The 25,064-nt window shown below is 67.4% G+C and carries 21 protein-coding genes and 1 tRNA gene; 12 read left to right on the forward strand and 10 right to left on the reverse strand.

Translation table 11 applies throughout. The features are described from left to right. The first annotated feature begins 128 nt into the window (after positions 1-128). Positions 129-824 (forward strand): mobilization protein, encoded by a 696-nt coding sequence (locus NQV17_RS15495; protein ID WP_039319584.1) that lies wholly within the window; start codon positions 129-131, stop codon positions 822-824. A 75-nt stretch (positions 825-899) separates the two neighbouring features. Further along, positions 900-1,703 (forward strand): hypothetical protein, encoded by an 804-nt coding sequence (locus NQV17_RS15500; RefSeq protein ID WP_257772915.1) that lies wholly within the window; start codon positions 900-902, stop codon positions 1,701-1,703. Between the two features lie 35 nt (positions 1,704-1,738). Here NQV17_RS15500 and NQV17_RS15505 read toward each other — a convergent pair whose 3' ends face one another. The 4 genes from NQV17_RS15505 to NQV17_RS15520 form a co-directional block, all read right to left on the reverse strand. After that, positions 1,739-2,215 carry a DNA-deoxyinosine glycosylase gene (locus NQV17_RS15505; RefSeq protein ID WP_257772916.1) on the reverse strand — a complete coding sequence of 159 codons (477 nt, stop codon included), beginning with the start codon at positions 2,213-2,215 and terminating at the stop codon, positions 1,739-1,741. Beyond that, a complete protein-coding gene (locus tag NQV17_RS15510) occupies positions 2,215-2,814 on the reverse strand; it encodes a chorismate lyase (RefSeq protein WP_257772917.1) in 600 nt (199 codons plus the stop codon). The genes NQV17_RS15505 and NQV17_RS15510 overlap by 1 nt, the downstream gene beginning before the upstream one ends. 8 nt (positions 2,815-2,822) lie before the next feature. Further along, positions 2,823-4,721 (reverse strand): molecular chaperone HtpG, encoded by a 1,899-nt coding sequence (htpG, locus tag NQV17_RS15515; protein WP_257772918.1) that lies wholly within the window; start codon positions 4,719-4,721, stop codon positions 2,823-2,825. A 157-nt stretch (positions 4,722-4,878) separates the two neighbouring features. Then, entirely contained in the window at positions 4,879-6,339 is a 1,461-nt protein-coding gene (locus tag NQV17_RS15520) for a PLP-dependent aminotransferase family protein (RefSeq protein ID WP_257772919.1), read from the reverse strand. Between the two features lie 228 nt (positions 6,340-6,567). Between NQV17_RS15520 and NQV17_RS15525 the strand changes: the two genes are divergently transcribed. The 7 genes from NQV17_RS15525 (at position 6,568) to NQV17_RS15555 (ending at position 14,930) form a co-directional block, all read left to right on the forward strand. Continuing rightward, positions 6,568-7,260, forward strand: a complete 693-nt coding sequence (locus NQV17_RS15525) for a VOC family protein (RefSeq protein ID WP_257772920.1) — start codon at positions 6,568-6,570, stop codon at positions 7,258-7,260. 55 nt (positions 7,261-7,315) lie between these two features. Further along, on the forward strand, positions 7,316-8,224 hold the full coding sequence (locus NQV17_RS15530; protein ID WP_059703450.1) for a DMT family transporter: 909 nt from the start codon (positions 7,316-7,318) through the stop codon (positions 8,222-8,224). 152 nt (positions 8,225-8,376) lie between these two features. After that, positions 8,377-9,558: a PLP-dependent aminotransferase family protein gene (locus NQV17_RS15535; protein ID WP_257772921.1), complete on the forward strand. Its 1,182-nt coding sequence runs from the start codon at positions 8,377-8,379 to the stop codon at positions 9,556-9,558. Positions 9,559-9,608: 50 nt separating this feature from the next. After that, complete coding sequence (locus NQV17_RS15540) at positions 9,609-10,067, forward strand: RidA family protein (protein WP_034190720.1); 459 nt, start codon at positions 9,609-9,611, stop codon at positions 10,065-10,067. Between the two features lie 13 nt (positions 10,068-10,080). Next, complete coding sequence (locus NQV17_RS15545; RefSeq protein ID WP_257772922.1) at positions 10,081-10,962, forward strand: PhzF family phenazine biosynthesis protein; 882 nt, start codon at positions 10,081-10,083, stop codon at positions 10,960-10,962. A gap of 219 nt (positions 10,963-11,181) precedes the next feature. Next, the gene (locus tag NQV17_RS15550) at positions 11,182-13,521 is read left to right on the forward strand and encodes an EAL domain-containing protein (RefSeq protein WP_257772923.1); all 2,340 of its coding nucleotides are present in this window, start codon (positions 11,182-11,184) and stop codon (positions 13,519-13,521) included. 200 nt (positions 13,522-13,721) lie between these two features. Beyond that, positions 13,722-14,930 carry a chromate transporter gene (locus NQV17_RS15555; RefSeq protein ID WP_257772924.1) on the forward strand — a complete coding sequence of 403 codons (1,209 nt, stop codon included), beginning with the start codon at positions 13,722-13,724 and terminating at the stop codon, positions 14,928-14,930. Between the two features lie 43 nt (positions 14,931-14,973). Here the strand turns inward: NQV17_RS15555 and NQV17_RS15560 are convergent, their stop codons facing one another. After that, positions 14,974-15,420 carry a multidrug/biocide efflux PACE transporter gene (locus NQV17_RS15560; protein ID WP_257772925.1) on the reverse strand — a complete coding sequence of 149 codons (447 nt, stop codon included), beginning with the start codon at positions 15,418-15,420 and terminating at the stop codon, positions 14,974-14,976. A gap of 113 nt (positions 15,421-15,533) precedes the next feature. Here NQV17_RS15560 and NQV17_RS15565 point away from each other — a divergent pair, with 113 nt between their 5' ends. Continuing rightward, positions 15,534-16,418: a LysR family transcriptional regulator gene (locus NQV17_RS15565; protein WP_257772926.1), complete on the forward strand. Its 885-nt coding sequence runs from the start codon at positions 15,534-15,536 to the stop codon at positions 16,416-16,418. A 67-nt stretch (positions 16,419-16,485) separates the two neighbouring features. Here NQV17_RS15565 and NQV17_RS15570 read toward each other — a convergent pair whose 3' ends face one another. The 5 genes from NQV17_RS15570 to NQV17_RS15590 form a co-directional block, all read right to left on the reverse strand. Further along, positions 16,486-16,944: a CopD family protein gene (locus tag NQV17_RS15570; RefSeq protein WP_006752878.1), complete on the reverse strand. Its 459-nt coding sequence runs from the start codon at positions 16,942-16,944 to the stop codon at positions 16,486-16,488. 247 nt (positions 16,945-17,191) lie between these two features. Then, positions 17,192-19,513, reverse strand: a complete 2,322-nt coding sequence (gene parC, locus NQV17_RS15575; protein WP_044846423.1) for a DNA topoisomerase IV subunit A — start codon at positions 19,511-19,513, stop codon at positions 17,192-17,194. A 62-nt stretch (positions 19,514-19,575) separates the two neighbouring features. Beyond that, the gene (locus tag NQV17_RS15580; RefSeq protein WP_124487170.1) at positions 19,576-21,558 is read right to left on the reverse strand and encodes a DNA topoisomerase IV subunit B; all 1,983 of its coding nucleotides are present in this window, start codon (positions 21,556-21,558) and stop codon (positions 19,576-19,578) included. 252 nt (positions 21,559-21,810) lie between these two features. After that, entirely contained in the window at positions 21,811-23,796 is a 1,986-nt protein-coding gene (locus tag NQV17_RS15585) for an ATP-binding cassette domain-containing protein (RefSeq protein ID WP_257772927.1), read from the reverse strand. Between the two features lie 227 nt (positions 23,797-24,023). Beyond that, entirely contained in the window at positions 24,024-24,431 is a 408-nt protein-coding gene (locus NQV17_RS15590; protein WP_257772928.1) for a DUF4399 domain-containing protein, read from the reverse strand. Between the two features lie 198 nt (positions 24,432-24,629). Here NQV17_RS15590 and NQV17_RS15595 point away from each other — a divergent pair, with 198 nt between their 5' ends. Both NQV17_RS15595 and NQV17_RS15600 read left to right on the forward strand, forming a co-directional pair. Further along, complete coding sequence (locus tag NQV17_RS15595; protein WP_006478164.1) at positions 24,630-24,812, forward strand: rubredoxin; 183 nt, start codon at positions 24,630-24,632, stop codon at positions 24,810-24,812. A gap of 148 nt (positions 24,813-24,960) precedes the next feature. Beyond that, positions 24,961-25,035, forward strand: a tRNA-Arg gene (locus tag NQV17_RS15600). The last annotated feature ends 29 nt before the right edge of the window (positions 25,036-25,064 follow it).

Below are 25,064 nucleotides of genomic sequence, written 5' to 3' on the forward strand. Positions count from 1 at the left end.
CGATCAGACAGCATGCTGCTGTCGCACCTGCATTTTCTTTCGACGTGACCTGTTACGCCGTAACGTCATCGAAGCCTGCCAACATCCGTTCCGGCCATACCGGCTCCATCACACGGGATTTCGTAATCATGAGTCACATCCACTTCATCGGCGGGGAAAAAGGCGGCGTCGGCAAATCGCTCGCCGCCCGTGTGCTGGCCCAGTATTTCATCGATCGGAGCGTGCCCTTCATGGGCTTCGATACCGACCGATCGCACGGCGCGCTACTGCGGTTCTATGCCGATTTTGCCGCGCCTGCCGTGCTCGACCAGCATGACAGCCTCGATCCGGTCATGGAATCGGCGCTCGAAGATCCGCAGCGGCGCATACTGGTCGACCTCGCAGCCCAGACGCGGCAGTCGCTCGCAAGATGGCTCGACGATTCGGACGTGCTGGATTTTGCCGAAGAGCACGGCCTCACGTTGACGTGGTGGCACGTGATGGACACCGGACGCGATTCGGTCGATCTGCTGCGGCATTGGCTCGACGAATTCGGTGGACGCATCAGGCTGGTGCTGGTACTGAATGAAGTCCGCGGCGATCGCTTCGAGATTCTGGAGGCGTCCGGCGAACGCGAGCGGGCCGAGGCCCTCGGCGCCAGCGTGATTACGCTGCGCCGCCTGCCCGACACGACGATGCAGAAGATCGATCGTCAAAGCGCGAGCTTCTGGGCGGCGGTCAATCATCCCGACCGCGCCGCCACGGGGCTCGGCTTGCTGGAGCGGCAGCGCGTCAAGGTCTGGCTGCATCGTACTTATGAGGAGCTGGGCACGCTCGCGTTGTAGTGCGGGCCCCTGCGACGGCGCGGAGGGTGCGTCGCGTTGCCGGAATGGCTCATACACGGAAACCTGGAGGTTGCGATGGCCGATCACGACAGACTGCATCCACTCCGTCCGTTCCTGAAGAATTGGGTCTGGGAGCACGGCCGAATCGGGACGCGCTATCTCGATTGCGTCGATGGCGAAATCAAGTTCGACGCAGGCAAGAAATCGCATTTCGCTGCCGAGAAATATATCTACGTGCCCCTTGGCAAGAACGTTGACGACGACGCATCCGCGGAGGGTCCTGCGATCCACGAGGAAGGACTTGCCCGCTTTTTGCGGGCTGCGCAACTGGGCACGCCAGCGGAAGCCGGTTCTGTCGCGGAGGTTCAGCGCGCGGTGCAGGACTGCGTGGAGATCGGCCTGTTCAGCGCGTATCAACGGGAGGCTCGACAGGCATTTGCCCGCTACGCGCAGGAACCCATGTTCGACGACGAGATCCGCGCGGCGGTTGTCGACGACATCCGGCGAACGTACGTCGCCATGCGAGAACAGCTGGCGCTGTACGATTTCAGTGTGCTCTACGGCTTGCCCACGCCGCTGCTGATCAGCGACACACCGTTCATCGACTGGCGCGTGAGCGCCAGTCCGGCACTTCCGTTCGTATCGCTTCCGCTGGGACCTTACTGCCTGCTGGTAGGCGCGCCGTCGGGCAGGAGTAGCCGAATCGGCCCGGTGGTCTGGAAGGCCGCTGCCGCGATGGGTCCGTTGAAGGACCACAACCGCCGGATCGAGGAGCACGCACGTCTGTGGCTGGTGGCGACCACCGACGACCAACTCGTCGCCGCACAAGGTCGCATTGCCGCGGCCAGGGGCGCCAGGCACATGCCGCCGCCCACCTGATACCGCTTCACCGAATCCTCGGAATCCGGCGCGCCTCAGGTGCGAATTGCGCGCCAGAGCACCAGTTTCTGTTCGAACGACAACGTCGCATTCGCCGGACTCGACGAAGGCAACACGAGCGTTTCATAACCGGCCGCGCCGATCACATCGGCAAACCGCCCTGCCGTCTTGCCGTTGAAGCAGACTTTCTTCAGCAACGGCGCATGCTCGCGCAACGAAGCAAAGTCGTTCGGCTTCGCATTCCGGATCGCCGAATCGAGACTGCCTTTGCGATGGCATGCATCGAGCACGTCCCAGATGCCGATGCCGTGCGCAAGCACGCGTTCGAGCCGCGCGTCATACACGAGTTCGTGCAGCCCGGGTTCGCCGAGCACCGCACCGAGCAACCGCCAGAACTGGTTGCGCGGATGCGCGTAGTACTGCGCGGCATCGAGCGACGCCTCGCCCGGAAAGCTGCCGAGAATCATCGTATGCGTATGCGGCCCGACGACCGGCGGAAAGCCTTGCAGCATCACGCTGCTCCGCGCGGTCCGACGGAGCGCGGCCCGTCGCCGTGCGCATCGAGATGGCGCCACAGCGCGGGCAACATGCATTCGGTGACCATCAGCGGCTTGCCGTGCCGCTGGAACACCGAGCGCCGCGCAGCGAATGCATGCGGCGCGCGCACGCCCGCGCCGAGCGCATGGCTCGCGAGCGCATACAGCGGATGACCTGCGATCACGCGCCGGCTGACGAGCGCGGAGCGCTCGACCTGCGGATCGCTGTACAGCAGCTCCGCGAGCGGCCGCGTGCGCAGCCGCCGCATCGCCTGCCACACACCCTTGCTGGCCGCGAGCGGCGCGATGCTGTGCGCGGCGACGTACGGCGTGCCGTCGACCGACAGGATCACCTCGCGCACCCACATCGGCGCGCGCGGCGCACTGTCGAGCGCGTCCGGCTCGTCGAACCACGGACAGTCGACGGCCTCGCGCGTCACGCGCACGCTCACGCTGCCGAGCCGCGCGAGATGCGCGGTCAGCGAACCGCCGCGCGTCAGCCAGTCGCGCTGGTCGAGCGTGCAGCCGGGCCGGGGCGTGTCGCGCCAGCCCGCCCGTGCGCCGTCGAATCGCATCCGCGCGTTCACGCGCTGCGCGACAGCAGCAGCGCGTTGGTCCGCTTCACGAAGCTCGCCGGATCGTCGAGCATCCCGCCTTCGGCCAGCAACGCCTGGTCGAACAGCAGATGGCACCAGTCGCCGAAATGGGCGCTATCGGCATCCAGCTGCTTCACGAGCGCATGCTCCGGATTGATCTCGAGGATCGGCTGCATCGCCGGCGCGTTCTGGCCGGCCGCCTTCAGCATCCGCTGCAGGTAGCCGCTCATGTCGTTGTCGTCGGCGACGAGGCACGACGGCGAATCGGTCAGGCGGAACGTGACGCGCACTTCCTTCACCTTGTCGCCGAGCGCTTCCTTCATCTTCTCGACGACCGGCTTGATCGCCTCGCCCGCCTGCTCCTGCGCCTTCTTTTCCTCGTCGTTCAGCTCGCCGAGGTCGAGATCGCCGCGCGCCACGCTCGCGAGCGGCTTGCCGTCGAACTCGTGCAGGAACGACAGCATCCATTCGTCGACGCGATCGGTCAGCAGCAGCACCTCGACACCCTTCTTGCGGAACACTTCCAGATGCGGGCTGTTCTTCGCGGCCTGCCACGTATCGGCGGTCACGTAGTAGATCTTGCTCTGCTCGGGCTTCATGCGCGACACGTAGTCGGCGAGCGACACGTCCTGCGCGTCGGTGTCGCCGTGCGTCGATGCGAAGCGCAGCAGCTTCGCGATGCGCTCGCGGTTCGCGTGATCCTCGCCGAGGCCTTCCTTCAGCACCTGGCCGAACGCGCTCCAGAACGTCTTGTACTTCTCCTTGCCGGCATCCTCTTCCGCGTTCGCGAGCTCCTCGAGCATCGACAGCGCGCGCTTGGTCACGCCTTCGCGGATCGCCTTCACGTCGCGGCTTTCCTGCAGGATTTCACGCGATACGTTCAGCGGCAGGTCGGCCGAATCGATGACGCCCTTCACGAAGCGCAGGTATTGCGGCAGCAGCTGCTCGGCGTCGTCCATGATGAACACGCGCTTCACGTACAGCTTCAGGCCGCCGCGGTAGTCGCGGTTCCACAGGTCGAACGGCGCGTGCGCCGGCACGAACAGCAGCTGCGTGTATTCGCTGCGGCCCTCGACGCGGTTGTGGGTCCACGTGAGCGGATCCTGGTGGTCGTGCGCGATGTGCTGGTAGAACTGCGTGTACTGCTCGTCGGTGACGTCGCTCTTCGAACGCGTCCACAGCGCGCTCGCCTGGTTGACCGTCTCGTCCTCGTCCTTCAGGACCATCTCGCCCTTTTCCTGATCCCACTCTTCCTTCTGCATCAGGATCGGCAGCGCGATGTGATCGGAATACTTCTGGATGATCGACTTCAGGCGGTGCGACGACAGCAGCTCGTCCTCGCCTTCGCGCAGGTGCAGCGTGATCTTCGTGCCGCGCTGCGCGCGCTCGATCGCGTCGATCGTGAAATCACCCTCGCCCGCGCTTTCCCAGCGCACGGCTTCGTTCGCCGGCAGGCCGGCACGGCGCGTCTCGACGGTGATCTTGTCGGCGACGATGAAGCCCGAGTAGAAGCCGACGCCGAACTGGCCGATCAGCGCCGCATCCTTCTGCTGGTCGCCGGACAGCTTCGTGAAGAATTCCTTGGTGCCCGAACGCGCGATCGTGCCGAGGTTCGCGATCGCCTCGTCGCGGCTCATGCCGATGCCGTTGTCCTCGATCGTGACCGTGCGTGCCGCCTTGTCGAAGCCGATGCGGATGCGCAGGTTCGGATCGTTCTCGTACAGCGCGTTGTCCGCGAGCCCTTCGAAACGCAGCTTGTCGGCCGCGTCGGACGCGTTCGACACCAGTTCGCGCAGGAAGATTTCCTTGTTGCTGTAGAGCGAATGAATCATCAGGTGGAGGAGTTGCTTGACCTCTGCCTGAAAGCTCATCGTTTCGTGTGCCATGGATGCTGTTTCCTCTTACTTGAACTTGAGTGGTGTAGCGCGGGCGCCCGGCGCGCGATGCCGGCGGGCCCGTCAAGGACGACCGCCTGGCGCAGGCGGTTTGCGCGGGTATCTGGGGACGGGCGAGCGGATTTCAAGGGCGGCGTGCCGCCCTCCGTCACGACGCGCGCCGCGCCGCCGAGTCGATATAGCGCGCGAGAAACCCCGGCAGCGCCGGATCGCCGCAGTTCGCGACATTGAAGCGCGTCCACGTCGACGACGACTGCTGCGGCGAGAACAGGCTCCCCGGCGTCAGCAGGAAGCCTGCCTCGTGCGCGGCGGCCGCGAGCGCATCCGAATCGACGCCCGTGTCGGCCCACAGGAACATCCCGGCCGCCGGCATCGTGAAGAGCCGCAGCCCGGTACGCTCGAGCATCCGCGCGGTCTTGTCGCGCACGCCGTCGAGCCGCGCGCGCAGCCGCTCGACGTGGCGCCGGTAGTGCCCTTCGGTCAGGATCTTGTACAACACGCGCTCGTTGAGCTCCGGCGTCGTCATCCCGACCAGCATCTTCTGGTCGGTGACCGCCTTCGCGATCTCCGGCGCGCAGGCGACATAGCCGACCCGCAAATTCGCCGCGAGCGTCTTCGAATAGCTGCCCAGGTAGATCACGCGCTTCAACTGGTCGAGGCTCGCGAGCCGCGTGGCCGAATAGCTCGGCGGGCACAGGTCGCCGTACACGTCGTCCTCGACGACGAGGAAATCGTACGCCTCCGCGAGCTTCAGGATCCGGAACGCCTGCGCGGCCGACAGCGACGTGCCGGTCGGGTTCTGCAGCACCGAATTGATCACGAGCATCTTCGGCCGCCACATCTGCACGAGCGTTTCCAGCGCGTCGAGATCGGGGCCGTCGGGCGTATAGGGCATCCCGACCAGTTGCGCGCCCTGCGACGCGAAGCGGCCGAACATCTGGAACCACGCGGGATCGCCGACGATCACCGCATCGCCGGGACGCACGTAGATCCGCGAGATCAGGTCGATCGCCTGCGTGATGCCCGACACCATCACGAGCTGCTCGGGCTTCGCGCCGATCTCGACTTCCGCGAGCCGCGTCTGCAGCTGCTGGCGCAGCGGCAGGAAACCCTGCGCGGTGCCGAAGCCGAGCATCTGCGCGCCGGACTGGCGCCCGAGCGCGCGCAGCGCACCGGTGATCAACTCGCCGTCGAGCCAGCGGCCCGGCAGGTAGCCGAGACCCGGCCCTTTTTCCGGGCTCGCGGTATGCAGCATGTTGCGCAGCAGCCAGACCACGTCGATCGTGTTGTGCACCGGCGCGGCCTCGGCCACGCGCACCACGTTGTCGGCCGGCAGCGGGCCGGTGGCCGTGCGCTCGCGCACGTAAAAGCCCGAGCCGCGCCGCGAGTCGAGGTAGCCCTGCGCGACGAGCCGTTCGTACGCTTCCACCACGGTGAAGCGCGACACGCTCTTGTCGAGCGCGAGCTTGCGGATCGACGGCATCCGCATGCCGGGCCGGAACACGCGTTCGTCGATGCGGCGCCGCGCCCACTGGACGAGCTGGTCGACGAGGGTGAGCGTGGCCGTATCGTGCGGCGCGGGAATCTGGGCGAGTGGGACGGTGGACATGGGCGGCGGCTCCAACTGTACCGAAGGCTATCGCGCCGATTGTACCGTTACTGTGCCGGTGCCGACGATTACAGTTGACCGGAATGGCGATCGTGCGGCCGCCGTTCCGGCCCTGCCGTATGCGGCGCAGCCCCGTCCGGCCTGCATTCGCGGCCGGGCACCGGCCGGCCGCCCGACCGTCCCGCGCGTCGCCCCCACCATGACACTTTCGCTTCCCGACCGACGTTCATGCCAGCCCGCTCCCTGACCCTCGACCATCTCGTGATCGCCGCGCGCACGCTCGACGAAGGCGTACGCCACGTCGCCGACGCGCTCGGCATCGAACCGGCCGGCGGCGGCCGCCATCCGCTGATGCGCACCCACAACGCGCTGTTCGGCGCGTGGGGCGGGCTGTACCTCGAAGTGATCGCGATCGATCCCGACGCGCCCGCGACAGGCGACGACGCCACGCCGCCGCGCGCGCGGCTCTTCGCGCTCGACGATCCGGCGATGCACGCGCGGCTCGCGCAGGGCCCGTTCCTCGCGCACTGGGTCGCGCGCGTCGATCGCCCGCGCCGGCTCGCGCTGTGGCAAAGCCAGTACCCGACGCGCATCGCGCCGGTCGTCGCGATGCGGCGCGGCGACCTGAGCTGGGGCCTCACGGTGCCCGACGACGGCGCATTCCCCGCATGGCAAGGCGCCGGCGACGGCCTCGTGCCGTCGCTGATCCAGTGGGACAGCCCGCGCCATCCGGCGGAATCGCTGCCGGACAACGGCGTCGCGCTGAAGGCGCTCAAGGGCGTCCACCCGCGTGCGGATGCCGTCCGCGAGCAGCTCGACTGGCTCGGCGCCGGCCATCTGCTCGACCTCGACACCGGCGACGGCCCGCCGGCGCTCGTCGCCGAATTCGACACGCCGCAGGGCGCACGCACGCTGCGCTGACCGCCCTGGCGCCCTTTCGATTACCCGAACCCTGCAATACGGAGACACCCAGTCCATGAATTCGCGCGAAACCCGGGGCATGCTGCTCGGCCTCATCGGCGTGATGATCTTCAGCCTCACGCTGCCGATGACGCGTATCGTCGTCTCCGAACTCAACCCGCTGCTGAACGGGCTCGGCCGCGCGCTCGCCGCGTCGGCGCCGGCCGGCCTGCTGCTGTGGTGGCGCCGCGAACGGCTGCCGACCCGCGCGCAGCTGAAAAGCCTCGCGGTCGTGTCCGCCGGCGTGATCATCGCGTATCCGGTGTTCTCCGCGTGGGCGATGAAGACCGTGCCGGCGTCGCATGGCGCGGTCGTCAACGGCCTGCAGCCGCTGTTCGTCGCGCTGTACGCGGCGTGGCTGTCGCATGAACGGCCGTCGAAGGCGTTCTGGGCCAGTGCGCTGGCCGGCAGCGCGCTGGTGATCGCGTTCGCGCTGCGCGACGGCGGCGGGACGGTGCAGGCCGGCGACGCGCTGATGCTCGTCGCGGTCGGCATCGGCGCGCTCGGCTATGCGGAAGGCGCGCGCCTCGCGCGCCAGATCGGCGGCTGGCAGGTGATCTGCTGGGCGCTCGTCGTGTCCGCGCCGTTCCTCGTGCTGCCGGTCGGCTGGCTCGCGTGGACGCAGCACGTCGCGCACCCTGCCCCGCTCGCGCTGCGCACGTGGCTCGCGTTTGGCTACGTGACCCTCTTTTCGCAATTCATCGGCTTTTTCGCGTGGTACGCGGGGCTCGCCATGGGCGGCATCGCGCGCGTCGGCCAGGTGCAACTGCTGCAGATCTTCTTCACGATCGCCTTTTCCGCGCTGCTGTTCGGCGAAACGGTGACGCCGTCGACCTGGCTGTTCGCGGCCGCCGTGATCGCGACCGTGATGCTCGGCCGGCGCTCGGCGGTGGCCACGGCCCCGCGTCCCGCTCGCGCCGGTTGATGAGGTGCGCCATAATGTCCGTTTTGCCTGAACGGTTTTGCCCACCCGGCCGCGACGGCCCGATCGCGCTCCCGTACGCCCACCCGGCTGCGTCGACGCAATCTGCCTGACCGACCTTTCTTGACTGACCACGATATCCGAACGAGGAGACTATGAATCCGAGCGACCTGCATCCGCCGCACTGGCAGCTTTCCGAACGCGCCCGCAAGCTGACGAGCTCTGCGATCCGCGAGATCCTGAAGGTCACGGAACGCCCCGAGGTCATCTCGTTCGCAGGCGGCCTGCCCGCTCCCGCGACGTTCCCGGCCGAGCGCATGCGCGCCGCGGCCGACCGCGTGCTGCGCGATGCGCCCGCCGCCGCACTCCAGTACAGCGCGACCGAAGGCTACCTGCCGCTGCGCGAATGGATCGCCGAGCGCTACAGCGTGCGCGTGTCGCAGGTGCTGATCACGACCGGCTCGCAGCAGGCGCTCGACCTGCTCGGCAAGGCGCTGATCGATCCGGACAGCCCGATCCTCGTCGAAACCCCGACCTACCTCGGCGCGCTGCAGTCGTTCTCGCTGTACGAGCCGCGCTACGTGCAGGTGCCGACCGACGAGCAGGGCCTGCTGCCCGAAGGCCTCACGCCCGAACTCACGCAAGGCGCACGCCTGCTGTACGCGCAGCCGAACTTCCAGAACCCGACCGGCCGCCGCCTGCCCGTCGAGCGCCGCCGCGCGCTCGCCGCGTTCGCGCAGTCGAGCCCGTTCCCGGTGCTGGAAGACGACCCGTACGGCGCACTGAACTACCAGGGCGAGCCGCTGCCGACGATGCTGTCGATGGCGCCGGATCACGTCGTGCACCTCGGCACGTTCTCGAAGGTGCTCGCACCGGGCCTGCGGATCGGCTACATCATTGCCCCCGAGGAACTCCACTTCAAGCTCGTGCAGGCCAAGCAGGCCACCGACCTGCACACGCCGACGCTCACGCAGCGCATCGCGCACGAAGTGATCAAGGACGGCTTCCTCGACGAGCACATCCCGACGATCCGCCAGCTGTACGGCGCGCAATGCGAGGCGATGCTCGCGTCGCTCGCGCGCCACATGCCGGAAGGCGTCACGTGGAACCGCCCGGACGGCGGCATGTTCATCTGGGTGAACCTGCCCGCGCAGATCGACAGCATGAAGCTGCTCGAAGCCGCGGTCGCCAACCACGTCGCCTTCGTGCCGGGCGCGCCGTTCTTCGCGAACGACCCGCAGCAGAACACGCTGCGCCTGTCGTTCGTGACGGTGCCGCCGGAGAAGATCGAGGAAGGTGTCGCGCGCCTCGGCAAGCTGCTGCGCGAGCGTCTCTGATCCGCTTTTTCCCTGTCACGACTCTCTACGATCCACGAGGAATCGAACCCATGGCTAACGTCTACGACAAGCTGAAGTCGCTCGGCATCGAGCTCCCGACCGCCGGCGCACCGGCCGCCGCCTACGTGATGAGCGCGCAAAGCGGCAACACGGTCTACCTGTCGGGCCACATCGCGAAGAAGGACGGCAAGGTCTGGGCCGGCAAGCTCGGCGCCGACCTGCAGACGGAAGACGGCAAGGCGGCTGCGCGCGCGATCGCGATCGACCTGCTCGCGACGCTGCACGCGCACACGGGCGACCTGAACAAGGTCACGCGCATCGTGAAGCTGATGAGCCTCGTCAACTCGACGCTCGACTTCACCGAACAGCACGTCGTGACGAACGGTGCGTCGGAACTGATCGCCGAGGTGTTCGGCGACGCCGGCAAGCACGCGCGTTCGGCGTTCGGCGTCGCGCAGATTCCGCTCGGCGCGTGCGTCGAGATCGAACTGATCGCCGAAGTCGCGTAACGGGGGCATCGAGGTGACCGGTCGTCTCGTCCGCTTCAAGCAGGTCGACGTGTTCACGTCGGTGCTGTTCAAGGGCAACCCGCTCGCCGTGGTATTCGACGCCGACTCGCTCGGCGACGACGCGATGCTCGCGATCGCCCGCTGGACGAACCTGTCGGAAACCACGTTCGTCTGCACGCCGACCGATCCGGACGCCGACTATCGCGTGCGGATCTTCACGACGGCCGGCGAGCTGCCGTTCGCCGGCCACCCGACGCTCGGCACCGCGCATGCGTTCCTGGAAAGCGGCGCGCGGCCGCGCACGCCGGGCCGGCTGGTCCAGCAATGCGGGGTCGGCCTGGTCGAACTGCGCGAACAGGCCGATAGCTGGGCATTCGCCGCGCCGCCGGCACGGTTCACGCCGCTCGACCGTTCGGACTACCCGGCACTGGCGGCCGCGTTGCGCAGCGACGCGATCGACCTGGAAGCCGAGCCGTGCGCGATCGACAACGGCGCGCCGTGGCTGGTCGTGCGGCTGAAGTCGGCCGACGCGTGCATCGGCCTGGCGCCCGATCCGGCCGCGCTGGAGGCGCTCACGCGCCGCTACGGCACGGACGGCCTCGCGGTCTACGCGCCGCATGCCGAAGGCGGTCCCGCGACCTTCGAAATCCGCTGCCTGATGACCGGCGGCGACTTCGGCTTCGGCGAGGACCCGGTCACCGGCAGCGCAAACGCCGCGCTGGCCGGGCTGCTGACGCGGCAGGAACGCCGCCCCGGCCAGTCGTATACGGCCCGCCAGGGCACGGCGATCGGCCGCGACGGCCGCATCTTCGTCAGCTATGCCGAAGACGGCACCACGTGGATCGGCGGCCACGTCGTCACGGTCGTCAACGGCACCTTCCGGTCCCCCGTGTAACATTTCGCGATGTGCGATGGCGCCGGCCCGGCCGGCGCCCTACGATTCCCCCGGCTATCGCAAAAACGTTCCAGCCAGTAATATCGGGCCTAATCCGTCGCTTCGGCGGGTCTGTCCATGGTTGCGCATCCCGCGAACGAACAGACGCCGGTGCGACCCCTACCATAGCAGGCCATCCCGCGCGGGATGGCGCACGCGAGCAGGACGCCGCCCTCTTCGATGAGCTCCGCCCGGTCAAACCACCCGCCGCCGAACCGGCCGCTACGCGCGCCACGCAAGTCGCGCCGGCGCGCGCTGTTCGCGATCCCGCTGCTCGGGATGCTCGCGCTCGCGCTGCTGTGGGCCGTGATCATCGCGCGGCTGTCGGTCGAAAAGGACAGCGCGTACAAGGAAGCGGCAGCTTCCGCGGCGATCCTGTCGTCCGCGCTCGAACAGCACACGGTCAAGGCGATCCACCAGGTCGACCAGATCACCCGCTTCGTCAAGTTCGAATTCGAGAAATCGCCCGCGCGCTTCAACCTCGCGAGCACGGTCGAGAAAGGCGTCGTGCCGAGCGACACGCTGATCCAGGTTTCGCTCGTCAACGCGAAGGGCATCCTGTTCGCGAACACGGCCGAACTCCACCCGAAGCCGATCAACTTGTCCGACCGCGAGCACTTCAAGGTCCACCTCGCGCACAACGACGATCGCCTGTACATCAGCAAGCCCGTGCTCGGCCGCGTGTCGAGCCACTGGACGCTGCAGATGACGCGGCGCCTGAACAACCCGGACGGCAGCTTCGCCGGCATCGTCGTGGTGTCGGAAGACCCGAGCTACTTCACGAACGACTTCTACAATAACGCGGCGATCGGCAAGGAAGGCGTGATCTCCGTCGTGTCGGATACGGGTGCCGTGCTCGCGCGGCGCACCGGCTCGGTCAACAACGCACCGGGGGCGTTCTCCGCATCGGGCGTCTACCCGATCGCCGAGCGCGTGACGGGCACGATCATCGACCCGATCGACGGCGTCACGCGCATCGTGTCGTACCGCCACCTCGACGGCTACCCACTCGCGGTGATGGTCGGGCTGTCGCAGACCGAGGAATACGCGGACTACTACCATACGCGCAACGTCTACCTGCTGATGACGAGCTTCATCACGCTCGCGATGCTCGCGTTCTTCGGCGTCGCGACCGGGCTGATCGGCAAGCTGCTCGGCCGCGAGCGCGAGATGACCCAGCTCGCCGAATACGACCTGCTCACCGGCCTCGCGAACCGCTATGCAACGCTGCGCGGGCTGCGCAACGACGTGTCGATGCCGGCCAGCCTGTCGCGGCTCGGCCTGCTGTTCATCGACCTCGACAACTTCAAGACCGTCAACGACACGCTCGGCCACAACGCCGGCGACATCGTGCTGCAGATGACCGCGTCGCGCCTGTCGGAAGCCGTCGGCGACGAAGGGTCGCTCGCGCGGATCGGCGGCGACGAGTTCGTCGTCGTGATGAAGGGCGACGACGTCGAACGGCGCGCGGTGCGGCTCGCGGAAGCGATCATCCGGATGTTCGGCGAGCCGTTCGACGTGCGCGGCAGTTCGTTCGTGCTGCATGCGAGCATCGGCATCGCGCTGCACACCGTCGCGAACGAAAGCGAAATCGACCTGCTGAAGAAGGCCGACCTCGCGATGTACAGCGCGAAGGATGCGGGCAAGAACTGCTACCAGTTCTACGCGCCGCACCTGTCGCATCGCGCGGATCACCTGATGCGCTGGGAACAGCAACTGCGCGTCGCGCTCGCCGAGGGGCAGCTGTTCCTCGCGTACCAGCCGAAGATCGACCTGACGCACCGCACGATCACCGGCTTCGAGGCGCTCGCGCGCTGGGACCACCCCGAGCACGGGATCATCTCCGCGAACGAATTCATTTCGATAGCCGAATCGACGGGCCTGATCGTGCCGATCGGCGACTTCGTGATCCGCACCGCGTGCGAACAGATCGCGCGCTGGCGCGACGACGGCCACGACACGCTGACGCTCGCGGTCAACATCTCGCCGGTGCAGTTCTGGCGCGGCGACCTGATCGAGACCATTTCGCAGGCGCTGCAGGACACCGGCATCGACGCGAACCGGCTCGAGCTCGAGATCACCGAGACCGCGATGATGGAATATCCGGAGCTCGTGTCCGAGAAGATCGTCGCGTTGAAGAAGCTCGGCATCCGGATCGCGCTCGACGACTTCGGCACCGGCTACTCGTCGCTGTCGTACCTGCACCGCTTCTCCGTCGATACGTTGAAGGTCGACCGCTCGTTCGTGCAGGCCATCCCGAACGATCGCAGCGTATGCGTGATGGTGTCGTCGATCGTGCATCTCGCGCGCTCGCTCGGCCTGACGGTCGTCGTCGAAGGCACCGAAACCGAGGAGCAGATCGCATGGCTGTCCGCGCTCGGCGAGATCGAGGCGCAGGGCTTCCTGTTCTCGCGCCCCGTGCCGGCCGACGCGATCCCCGCGCTGATCGCGCGCTTCGGCGTGCGCGGCAACCGGCCGAACGTCCTCGCGCACCGCGCGACCGGCAGCACCGGCGCCTGAACCCGCAACCTGCACGGCCCATGTTGCGCGGCACATCGATTATTTCGGCTTCCGATGCGGTTGTTTAGTTCATTTACTAGCGTTTTCGCGCATGGCAGTGTCATGACCCGCGGTGGACAATCGGGAGGGCCATCGTGTCGGCGGGCCGCCGGCACGTCCTTATGCGCGAGACCAGGCCCGGCGCCAACCGCAACACCATCATGACCACCGTCGAAGTCGAAGCGGCCGAACGTGTCGAACAGGCACAGGCCTCCCTGTGGGCCTTGTTCAAGGTCGTCGCCGGCATTTCCGCGCTGTCGTGGGGCGGGCTTTCGATGATGGCGCAGCTCGAACGCCACTACGTCGAGCGGTGGCAGCGCATCGAGCCGCACGCATTCGCCGATCTCGTCGCCCTCGCATGGCTCGTGCCAGGCCCCGTCGGCTGCAATGTCGCCGTGCAGGTCGGCCAGACGCTGCACGGCCGCGCAGGCGCCTGGGTCGCCGGCATCGCGAGCGTCCTGCCGTTCTCCGTGCTGATGACGCTGTTCGCGATCTTCTACCGCACGCCGATCGTGCGCTCGCTGGCCGCGCCGGTGCTGATCAATCACTTCGGGATGGTGCTCGCCGCGCTGATCGGCGTCACGTGGGTCAAGCAGTTGCGCGCGCTCGCGCGCACGCGGCTCGAACAGGCGATCGCCGCGCTGTCGACGATTCTGCTCGCTTTCGCGCATAGTCCGGCCGCTTTCGTCGGGATTCTTTTCGCGTCGTTTGCAGCAGGCTGGCTCACCGGGCCGCCGCAACACGCCGCGGTCGACGTCACGCTGTCGAAGCGCGACCGCAACCTGCTGGTGCTGCTGGCCGTACTCGTCGCGGTATTCGCGCTGCCGCTGCCCGGCGACTATCAGGAGACGCTGCTGTGGCCACGGCTCGCGGGCGCCGGCATGACGCTGTTCGGCGGCGGCTTCTCCGCGCTGCCCGTGCTCAAGACGCTGTTCGTGTCGCCGGCCACCGGCATCTCCGATCGCGACTTCACGCTCGCGTTCGCGCTGTCGCCGGTGGCGCCCGGCCCGCTGCTGAACGTCGTGCCGTTTCTCGGCTACCTGACCGACGGCTGGAGCGGCGCGCTGCTCGCGACCGCCGCGCTGTTCATTCCGTCGGGGTGTCTCGTCGTATTCGCACAGAACCATCTGTTCCGGCTCAAGCGCCATTCGCGCTTCGAGCACGGCATGCGCCTGCTGCGCGCGGCGACGACGGGCTTTCTCGTCGTCGCCGTCGTGAGGATCCTGCATCGCGAGCCGGCCGATCCCGTCTATTGGCTCACGGGCGCCTTCGCGACGCTGTGCTTCACGCGCCTCAAGGTGCCCGTGTATGCCGTCTACGGTGTGGTCGCGATCGCATGCGGCGTGTGGCTGTGGGCCGTCGCGCACTGACGGCCGGCCCCGGTCGCCGCCCCCACCGCCCGACGCTTGCCGCTCAGCCCGCCGGTACCGCGACGCGGCGTGCGACCCAGCGTGCGCGCAGCGCGTCGTACGCGAGATTGAAGCAGAACGTGTAAGGCAGGAAGAACAGCACGATGCCGAGGTCGAGCAGCAGCGCCTCGACGAGGCTCACGTTCAGCCACCACGCGGCGACCGGCACCACCATCGCGACGAGGCCGAGCTCGAACATGACCGCATGCGCGACCCGCATGCCGAGCGTGCGCGTGAGGCCCGCCCGCCGTTCGAAGCGGTCGAACAGCGTGTTGAACGTCATGTTCCAGGCCATCGCGATCAGCGACACCATCACCGTCAGCACGCCGACGTGCGACACCGGCATGTCGAGCAGCCACGCACCGATCGGCGCGCACAGCGCGATCGCGACCAGCTCGAACGTCAGCGCATGAACGAGACGTTCCGTCACCGTTTTGTTGATCTGTTTCATGGTTCCCTCCAATGCGTTCGTACAATCGATGCCGGCCATTTTGATCGGCGAAACCGCGCTACTCCAGTTTGATATCATCGGTTTTACCGATATAACGCCCTGAGGTTTGCCGCATGCGCCACGCCCCCGAAGCCCTGCTCGCCTTTGCCGAAGCCGCGCTGCTCGGCTCGTTCACGGCCGCCGCCCGCAAGCTCGGCAAGCGCCAGTCGACGGTGTCCGAAGCGATCGCGAACCTCGAGATCGATCTCGGCGTGCAGCTGTTCGACCGCTCGACGCGCGCGCCGACGCTGACCGATGCCGGCCGCGCGCTGCTCCCGCAGGTGCAGCGCGCGCTGGAGGCCGGCGCGGCGATCGACCGCACCGCCGCGCGGCTCGCGCAGGGCGAGGAAGCGCGGCTGACGCTCGTCGTGTCCGACACGTACCAGTCGAAGCGTTACGAGGAAACCTTGATGGCGCTCGAGCGGCGCTTTCCGGCGCTCGAGCTCGAATGCCAGATTGCCGAGCACGAGGACGTGCTCGACCTGATCCAGCAGGGTCGCGCACAGCTCGGGCTGATGGCCGCGCGCGCGGTCTATCCGCCGGATATCGGCGCGGCGACGGTGGCGGAAGAGTCGGAGATCGGCCTGTTCGTCGGGCGCACGCACGCGCTGGCGGCCTATGGCGACGCCGACGTGCCGCATGCGGCACTGCGCGACGCGCGCGAGCTGCGCCTCAATACGTATGTGAAACCGGAGGATCGCGGCGCCGCCAACCGGATCGTCGTCGGCACGCAGCGCTGGCTCGCGCCGAGCTACCTGATGCTGCTGGAGATGGCGGTGCTGGGGTTCGGCTGGGCCGAGCTGCCGCGCTGGATGGTCGAGCACTTCGCGCGCGATCGGCTGTGCGAGCTGCGCGCGCGCGGCTGGCCGCGCCGCGTGCGGGTCGATGCCGTGTGGTCGCGCAACCGGCCGCTCGGCCCGGCCGGCGCGTGGCTGCTCGACGCGATGCTGGCCGCGTAGCGGCGCGCGGCACCGCGCCGGCGGCGAGCGCCGAACGGCGCCGCGAAATCAGCGGCCGGCGAGGCGATCAGAAGCCGCGCGACAGCACGGCCGCGCCGATCGTCACGACGCCGAGCACGAGGTTGACGACGACCAGCAGGCGCACCGTGTTCACCGCGCGCGCACCGTCCGGCCAGTTCTGCGCCTGCACCGCGCGGCGGATGCGCGGGAACAGCGCGAAGCGGATATGGCCGAAGATCAGCATCATCACGACGCCGAGCCCCGCCATCGCATGCAGCGTCCACGTCGCGTGCGCGCCGCCGAATGCCATGAGCAGGAAACCGCCGGACAGCAGGATCACGATCACCGAGCCCGACACCCAGTTGAAGAAGCGGCCGAACACGCCCTCGATCAGCGGCAGCCGCAGCTGTGGCGTCAGGTCGGACAGCGCCGGGCGCAGGCAGAAGTTCGCGAAGACCATCCCGCCCACCCACACGGCGACGGCCAGCAGATGAAGAAACAGCGCGACGGCAACGGCGTGGGACATGGCGGCAATCCTGTTATGAGTTGAGTGCAACGAACAGCCGCGTCACGCGCGGTCTCGAGCGACATTCGACCGGCGGACCGCCGGTCGGTTCAGACCCCTGGCGGTATTTCACAATATTTGCAAGTTCCGCGTGACGGCGCCACGCTCGCTTTCCTGCATGCGTCGCCCCAAAAAGAAACAGGCCGCACGCCCGCCGAAGCGGAGGTGCGGCCTTCGATGCCGGTCGAACCGGCGACCGGGCGCGGCGTCAGCCGAGCAGCGGACGCAGCTCGTTGACGACCTTGAGCTTCGTTTCCGGCGCGCGGCCCTTGCGTGCGCGCTTGCCGACGTGCGGCGCGAGCCCCGCGTACGACAGCGTTTCGTCCTGCGCCTTGCCGCCGCGCCCGGTGCCGATCAGCACGACGCCGGCCGGGTCGATCGCGAGCGCCTGCACGAGCGTTTCCTTGTCGTCGAGCGCCATCAGGATCACGCCGCGGCCGCCGCCCGACAGCGTCTTCATCTCGTCCATCCCGAACACCAGCAGCCGGCCGCCGCTCGACAGACACGCGACCTGCGTCGCGTTCGGCAGCACCGGCATCGGCGCGAGCGGCACCGCGCCTGCATCGATCGTCATGAACGACTTGCCGGCCTTCACGCGGCTCACCATGTCGCCGACCTTCGCGAGGAAGCCGAAGCCGTTGCTCGACGCGAGCAGCAGTTGCTGATCGGCCGGCGCCGCGTAGTAGTGCATCAGGTGCGAGCCCGATTCGAGCTCGATCAGCGACGTGACCGGCACGCCGTCGCCGCGCCCGCCCGGCAGCACCGATACGTCGACCGAGTACACGCGGCCGCTGCTGCCCCATGCGATCAGGCGATCGGGCGTGCGGCACTGGAACGCCGCATACAGGTGATCGCCGGCCTTGAACGTGAAGCCGGCCGGGTCGAGCCCGTGGCCCTTCAGCGCACGCACCCAGCCCTTCTGCGACACGACGACCGTCACCGGCTCGTCGACCACCTTCGCCTCGAACGTCGCGCGCTTTTCCTGCTGGATCAGCGTGCGGCGATCGTCGCCGTACTGCTTCGCGTCGGCCTCGATCTCCTTGATCATCAGCCGCTTCATCGCGCTTTCGTTCGCGAGCAGTTCCTCGAGCTTCGCCTTCTCGTCGCGCAGCGCCTCGAGCTCCTTCTCGATCTTGATCTTCTCCAGCCGCGCGAGCTGACGCAGGCGGATTTCGAGGATGTCTTCCGCCTGGCGGTCGGAGAGGCCGAACGCGCTCATCAGCGCGGCCTTCGGCTCGTCCGACTCGCGGATGATGCGGATCACCTCGTCGATGTTCAGGAAGACGATCATCCGCCCTTCGAGGATGTGGATGCGGTCGTCGACCTTCGCGAGACGATGGCGGCAGCGGCGCGTCATCGTCAGCTGGCGGAACTTCACCCACTCGTCGAGGATCGTCAGCAGCCCCTTCTGGCCCGGCCGGCCGTCGGCGCCGATCATCACGAGGTTCAGCGTCGCGTTCGATTCGAGGCTCGTGTACGCGAGCAGCGTGTTCACGAATTCCGTCTGGTCGATCGTGCGCGACTTCGGCTCGAACACGAGCCGCACCGCCGCTTCCTTGCCCGACTCGTCGCGCACCGCGTCGAGCAGGTCGAGCATCGCCTTCTTGGTGTTGAGCTGCTCGGGCGTGAGCGTCTTCTTGCCGAGCTTGAGCTTCGGGTTGGTCAGTTCCTCGATTTCCTCGAGCACCTTCTGGCCCGACGTGTTCGGCGGCAGCTCGGTGACGACGAGTTGCCACTGGCCGCGCGCGAGATCCTCGATCTTCCAGCGCGCGCGCACCTTGAGGCTGCCGCGGCCGGTTTCATAGGCCGCCGCGATCTCGGTGTCGCTCGAGATGATCTGGCCGCCGCCCGGGAAATCCGGGCCGGGAATCAGGTTCATCAGCTCCGCGTGCGAAAGCTTCGGATTGCGGATCAACGCGACCGCCGCCGCCGCGACTTCACGCAGGTTGTGCGACGGGATTTCGGTGGCGAGGCCGACCGCGATGCCCGACGCGCCGTTCAGCAGCACGAACGGCATGCGGCTCGGCAGCGTCTTCGGTTCCTCGAACGAGCCATCGTAGTTCGGCATGAAGTCGACCGTGCCCTGGTCGATCTCGTCGAGCAGCAGCTTCGAGATCGGCGTGAGCCGCGCTTCGGTGTAGCGCATCGCCGCCGCGCCGTCGCCGTCGCGCGAGCCGAAGTTGCCCTGCCCGTCGATCAGCGGATAGCGCAGCGAGAAATCCTGCGCGAGACGCACGAGCGCGTCGTACGCCGACTGGTCGCCGTGCGGGTGGTATTTACCGAGCACGTCGCCGACCACGCGCGCCGACTTCACCGGCTTCGCGTCCGGGCCGAGGCCCATTTCGTTCATCGCGAACAGGATCCGGCGCTGCACCGGCTTCTGGCCGTCGCACACGTCGGGCAGCGCGCGGCTCTTCACGACGCTGACCGCGTAGCTGAGATACGCCTGCTCCGCGTAGTTGCCGAGCGTCAGCGCATCGGCTTCCGGTGCGTCGGACCCGGCGAAGAGATCGGAAGTATTGTCGTCCATCTGTATTCCGTATTCGTAAGTGGCGTGAGGCCGGGCCGGGCGTCATGCCCGGCCGCGCGGGTTTAGATGTCCGCTTCGACGTCGTTGCCCTTTTCCTCGAGCCAGCCGCGTCGCGCGGCTGCCTCGCCCTTGCCCATCAGCATCGTCATGCGCGCAACCGTCGCCTCGTAGTCGAGCTCGCCGAGCTTCACCGGCATCAGGCGGCGCGTGTCGGGATTCATCGTCGTGTCCCACAGCTGCTCCGCGCTCATTTCGCCGAGACCCTTGAAGCGGCTGATGCTCCACTGCGTTTCGCGCACGCCGTCCTTGCGCAGCTTGTCGAGCGTTGCCTCGAGTTCGCCGTCGTCGAGCGCATAGAGCTTCTGCGCGGGCTTCTTGCCGCGCGCGGGCGCATCGACGCGGAACAGCGGCGGCCGCGCGACGTGCACGTGACCGCGCTCGATCAGCTGCGGGAAATGCTTGAAGAACAGCGTGAGCAGCAGCACCTGGATGTGCGAGCCGTCGACGTCCGCGTCCGACAGGATGCAGATCTTGCCGTAGCGCAGGTTCGACAGGTCGACGGTGTCGTCCGGGCTGTGCGGATCGACGCCGATCGCGACCGAGATGTCGTGCACCTCGTTGTTCGCGAACAGGCGATCGCGCTCGGTTTCCCACGTATTCAGCACCTTGCCGCGCAGCGGCAGGATCGCCTGGTATTCCTTGTCACGGCCCATCTTCGCCGAACCGCCCGCCGAGTCGCCCTCGACGAGGAACAGTTCGTTGCGCGCGATGTCTTCCGTCTCGCAATCGGTCAGCTTGCCCGGCAGCACCGCGACGCCCGAGCTCTTGCGCTTCTCGACCTTCTGGCCCGCGCGCGTGCGCGCCTGGGCCTGCTTGATCACGAGTTCGGCGAGCTTCTTGCCGTGCTCGACGTGCTGGTTCAGCCACAGTTCGAGCGCCGGACGCGAGAACGACGACACGAGCTTCACCGCGTCGCGGCTGTTCAGGCGCTCCTTGATCTGCCCCTGGAACTGCGGATCGAGCACCTTCGCCGACAGCACGAACGACACGCGCGCGAACACGTCTTCCGCGAGCAGCTTCACGCCCTTCGGCTGCAGGTTGTGCAGTTCGACGAAGCTCTTCACCGCCTGGTAGAGGCCGTCGCGCAGGCCCGACTCGTGCGTGCCGCCGGCTGGCGTCGGGATCAGGTTCACGTACGACTCCCGCACGAGCGAACCTTCCTCGCTCCATGCGACGACCCACGACGCGCCCTCGCCCTCGGCGAAGGTGTCGTCGGTCGAACGCGCATCGGCGAAACGCTCGCCTTCGAACAGCGGGATCAGCAGCTCGCTGCCGTTCATCTCGTCGAGCAGGTAGCCGCGCAGGCCGTCCTCGTATTTCCATGCCTGGCGCTCGCCGGTCTTCTCGTTGACGAGCACGACCTCGACGCCCGGCAGCAGCACGGCCTTCGAGCGCAGCAAACGCTGCAGCTCGCCGAGCGGCAGGTTCGGCGAATCGAAGTACTTCGGATTCGGCCACACCTGCACGCGCGTGCCGGATTTCTTCTCGCCGCGGCCCGCGCCTTGCGTCGCGAGCGGCTTCACGACGTCGCCGTCGGCGAAGCCGAGTTCGGCGATCTTGCCGTCGCGCCAGACCGTCACGTCGAGACGCGTCGCGAGCGCGTTCGTCACCGACACGCCGACACCGTGCAGGCCGCCCGAGAACGTGTACGCGCCGCCGGCGGCCTTGTCGAACTTGCCGCCTGCGTGCAGGCGCGTGAACACGATCTCGACGACCGGCACGCCCTCTTCGGGATGCATCCCGAACGGGATGCCGCGTCCGTCGTCCTCGACCGACACCGACTGGTCGGCGTGCAGCGTGACCGTGATCTGCTTGCCGTAACCGCCGAGCGCCTCGTCGGACGCGTTGTCGATGACTTCCTGGATGATGTGCAGCGGATTTTCGGTACGGGTGTACATGCCGGGCCGCTGCTTGACCGGCTCGAGGCCCTTGAGCACCTTGATCGATGCTTCGCTATAGGCCGCGCTGGGCTTCTTCGTTGACATAGGCGCTGAATTTCGTCATTCATCGGGACGTTGTCCACACCTCGTGTGGATAACGTCGTGGACAAAACGTTGAGTTCCGTAAAAAAGCGAATCGAAACAACGGTGTGCTTGGACTGCTCCGAAAGCGGGCGCGCGGCGTGCGCCGAGCGACCCGGGACGCGCGGTATTTTACTGGTTCCGCGTGGCGCGCCGTCGCAAGATCGTCGCCCGGCGCTGCCGGCCGCCCGGCCGCCATGCGCCGCGCGCGGTGCGTCAGACCGGCTTGCGCTTTGCCTCGAGCGTCTCCCACCGCTCGAGCGCGGCGAGGAGCTCGTCGTCGATCGCCGCGAACCGCTCGGTCAGGCGCGTGCCTTCCTGCGGATCCTTCGCGAAGATCGAACCGTCCTCGAGTTGCGCGTTGATCGTCTTCTGTTCTTCCTCGAGCGCCGCGATCTTCTCGGGCAGCGCATCGAGTTCGCGCTGCTCGTTGAACGACAGCTTCACCGTGCGCTGCGCGTTGCGGCCGGCCGCGCCTTTCGCCGCGTCTTCCTTGACCGGCGCCGCTTCCTTCACCGCGCGCTTCGCCGCTTCCTGCTGCGCGAGCTGCTGCGAACGCTCGCTCTGGATCTGCCAGTCGGTGAAGCCGCCGACGTATTCGCGCCACTTGCCGTCGCCTTCGGCCGCGATCACCGATGTCACGACGTTGTCGAGGAACGCGCGATCGTGGCTGACGAGCAGCACCGTGCCGTCGTAGTCGGCCAGCAGCTCTTCGAGCAGTTCGAGCGTCGGGATGTCGAGATCGTTGGTCGGTTCGTCGAGCACCAGCACGTTGGCCGGACGCGCGAACAGGCGCGCGAGCAGCAACCGGTTGCGCTCGCCGCCCGACAGCGACTTCACCGGCGAGCGAGCGCGCTCCGGCGCGAACAGGAAGTCGCCGAGATAGCTCATCACGTGCTTGCGCACGCCGCCGATCTCGACCCATTCGCTACCGGGGCTGATGGTGTCGGCCAGGCTCTTTTCCTGGTCGAGCTGCGCGCGCATCTGGTCGAAATACGCGACCTGCAGGTTCGTGCCGGTGCGCACCGTGCCCGTGTCGGGCTTCAGCTCGCCGAGGATCAGCTTGAGCAGCGTGGTCTTGCCGGCGCCGTTCGGGCCGACGAAGCCGATCTTGTCGCCGCGCATCACCGTCGTCGAGAAGGTGTCGACGACCGTGCGCTCGCCGTAGCGCTTCGTCACGTCCGTCAGTTCCGCGACGATCTTGCCCGACTTCTCGCCCTGCGCGACGTCGAGCTTCACGTTGCCCTGCGAATTGCGGCGCTCCGCGCGCTCGTTGCGCATCTGCACCAGCCGCGCGATGCGGCCGACGCTGCGCGTGCGGCGCGCCTCGACGCCCTTGCGGATCCACACTTCTTCCTGCGCGAGCAGCTTGTCGAACTTCTCGTTTTCCACGCGCTCGACTTCGAGCTGCTGCGCCTTGCGCGTCTGGTACGCGGAGAAATTGCCCGGATACGACAGCAGCCGGCCGCGATCGAGCTCGACGATGCGGGTCGCGACGCGGTCGAGGAACGCGCGATCGTGCGTGATGAACAACAGGCCCGCACGCTGCGCGACCAGCAGTTCTTCCAGCCAGCGGATGCCGTCGAAGTCGAGGTGGTTGGTCGGTTCGTCGAGCAGCAGCACGTCGGGCTGCAGCACCAGCGCGCGCGCCAGCGCGACGCGCTTCTGCATCCCGCCCGACAATGCGTCGACCTGCGCGTCGCCGTCGGTCAGGCCGATCTGCGCGAGCGTCATCGATACGCGCGTGCGCCAGTTCCATGCGTCGTGCGCATCGAGCGACGACTGCAGCGCGTTCATCCGCGCGAGCAGCGCGTCGTGTTCGGCGCCTTCCGGTGTTTCCGCGAGGCGATGCGCGATCGAATCGTATTCTTCGAGCACTTCGCGCGTGTGCGTGAGCCCCGATGCCACGGCGTCGAACACGGTCGCGCCGGGTTCGAATTCGGGCTCCTGCGGCACATAGACGGTCACGAGCTCCTGCTGACGCGTAATCAGCCCGTCATCGGGCTTCGCGAGCCCGGCGACGATCTTCAGCAGCGACGACTTGCCCGCGCCGTTGCGACCGATCAGGCCGACGCGCTCGCCGGCCTCCAGCGAGAAGTCCGCGTGATCGAGCAACGCGACGTGACCGAACGCGAGTTGCGCGCCGGTAATGGAATAAAGCGACATGGGGAGACGGCGAAGAGAGAAATCGGAAGCGCCCATTGTACCGGTGGCGGACGCCTGCGCCGGGATGGCCGGATGGACTAGGCCGGAGGGCGAATCATTTTGTGCTGCTTAAGCGCTGCGTTAGCGCTGCGTTTTTGTTGCGGCGGCATGATGGCGCGCGCTCGGCGGACGGGCCGGCATCGCGCGCGTTGGCGTCATGCGGGGCCGGCGGCGGGCATCCGGCCGCAGCTTCCCGGCCGGGCGCCCGCAGGCGGAACGCGTGATTACTTCACGTTGACCGTGATCGTCGAGCTCAGTTCGGGACCGTACGAGCGATGCGCGCCTTCACCGAGCTGCAGCGTCAGCGTGTGCTGGCCGGGCGGCAGCTTCAGGTCGGTTTCGGTCTGGCCCTTGCCGAAGTGCAGCGAATGGTCGGTGGCGGGGATCACGTCGCCCTTCGGCACCGGCTTGCCGTCGACCAGCAGGTGATGGTGGCCCGTGTCCGGCGTCATGTCGCCGGCCGGCTTGAGTTCCATCCCTTCAAGGCCGAACTTCACGTGCACGGGGCTCGACACCGTCGCGCCATCCTTCGGCTCGGCGAAGTACACGCGCGCCTCGGCACGCGCGAGCGTCGACGCGGCCAGTGCCGCGACACAAACCGCACCCGCGATCCATTTCTTCTTGTTGAGCATCGTTTTTCTCCTTCAGATTGAAAGGCTCACGAAGCATACACTGCGCGCCCGGCCCGCGCGATGACGGCCGTTGTTCGCGATGCGTACGTTTAAAACGACGTTGCGGAGGCGTTCGGCGAAATTCCGGTACCATTGCGCCTTTCGTCCGCCGGCTGCGCCGCGGACGGCGTCACCGACTTTCATCATCCCGAGCGCCACATGAGCGAAGTAACCGAATACCAGAGCTGGGTCTGCCTGATTTGCGGGTGGGTCTATAACGAAGCGGAAGGCCTGCCCGACGAGGGCATCCCCGCCGGCACCCGTTTCGCCGACATTCCCGCCGACTGGCGCTGCCCGCTGTGCGACGTGGGCAAGGAAGATTTCGTCGTCGTCGATTTCTGATTCGGCTTTTTCGGACACGACCGGGGGCGCGCGGCGCGTATCGGCACGCATTCCGCCCGCCGATGCGCCCCGCGTTTGCTATACTCTGCGCGCTGTCCACATCGCCGTCCCGGTCGCGTCTTCCGCACGCGATATCGCGGACATGGCTCTCCCCGTAGTTCAATGGATAGAACAAGCGCCTCCTAAGCGCTAGATACAGGTTCGATTCCTGTCGGGGGGACCAACAATTTCCCGAAATTCCGCCTCGGTCTG

This window comes from Burkholderia sp. SCN-KJ (assembly GCF_024656005.1).
Taxonomy (GTDB): domain Bacteria; phylum Pseudomonadota; class Gammaproteobacteria; order Burkholderiales; family Burkholderiaceae; genus Burkholderia.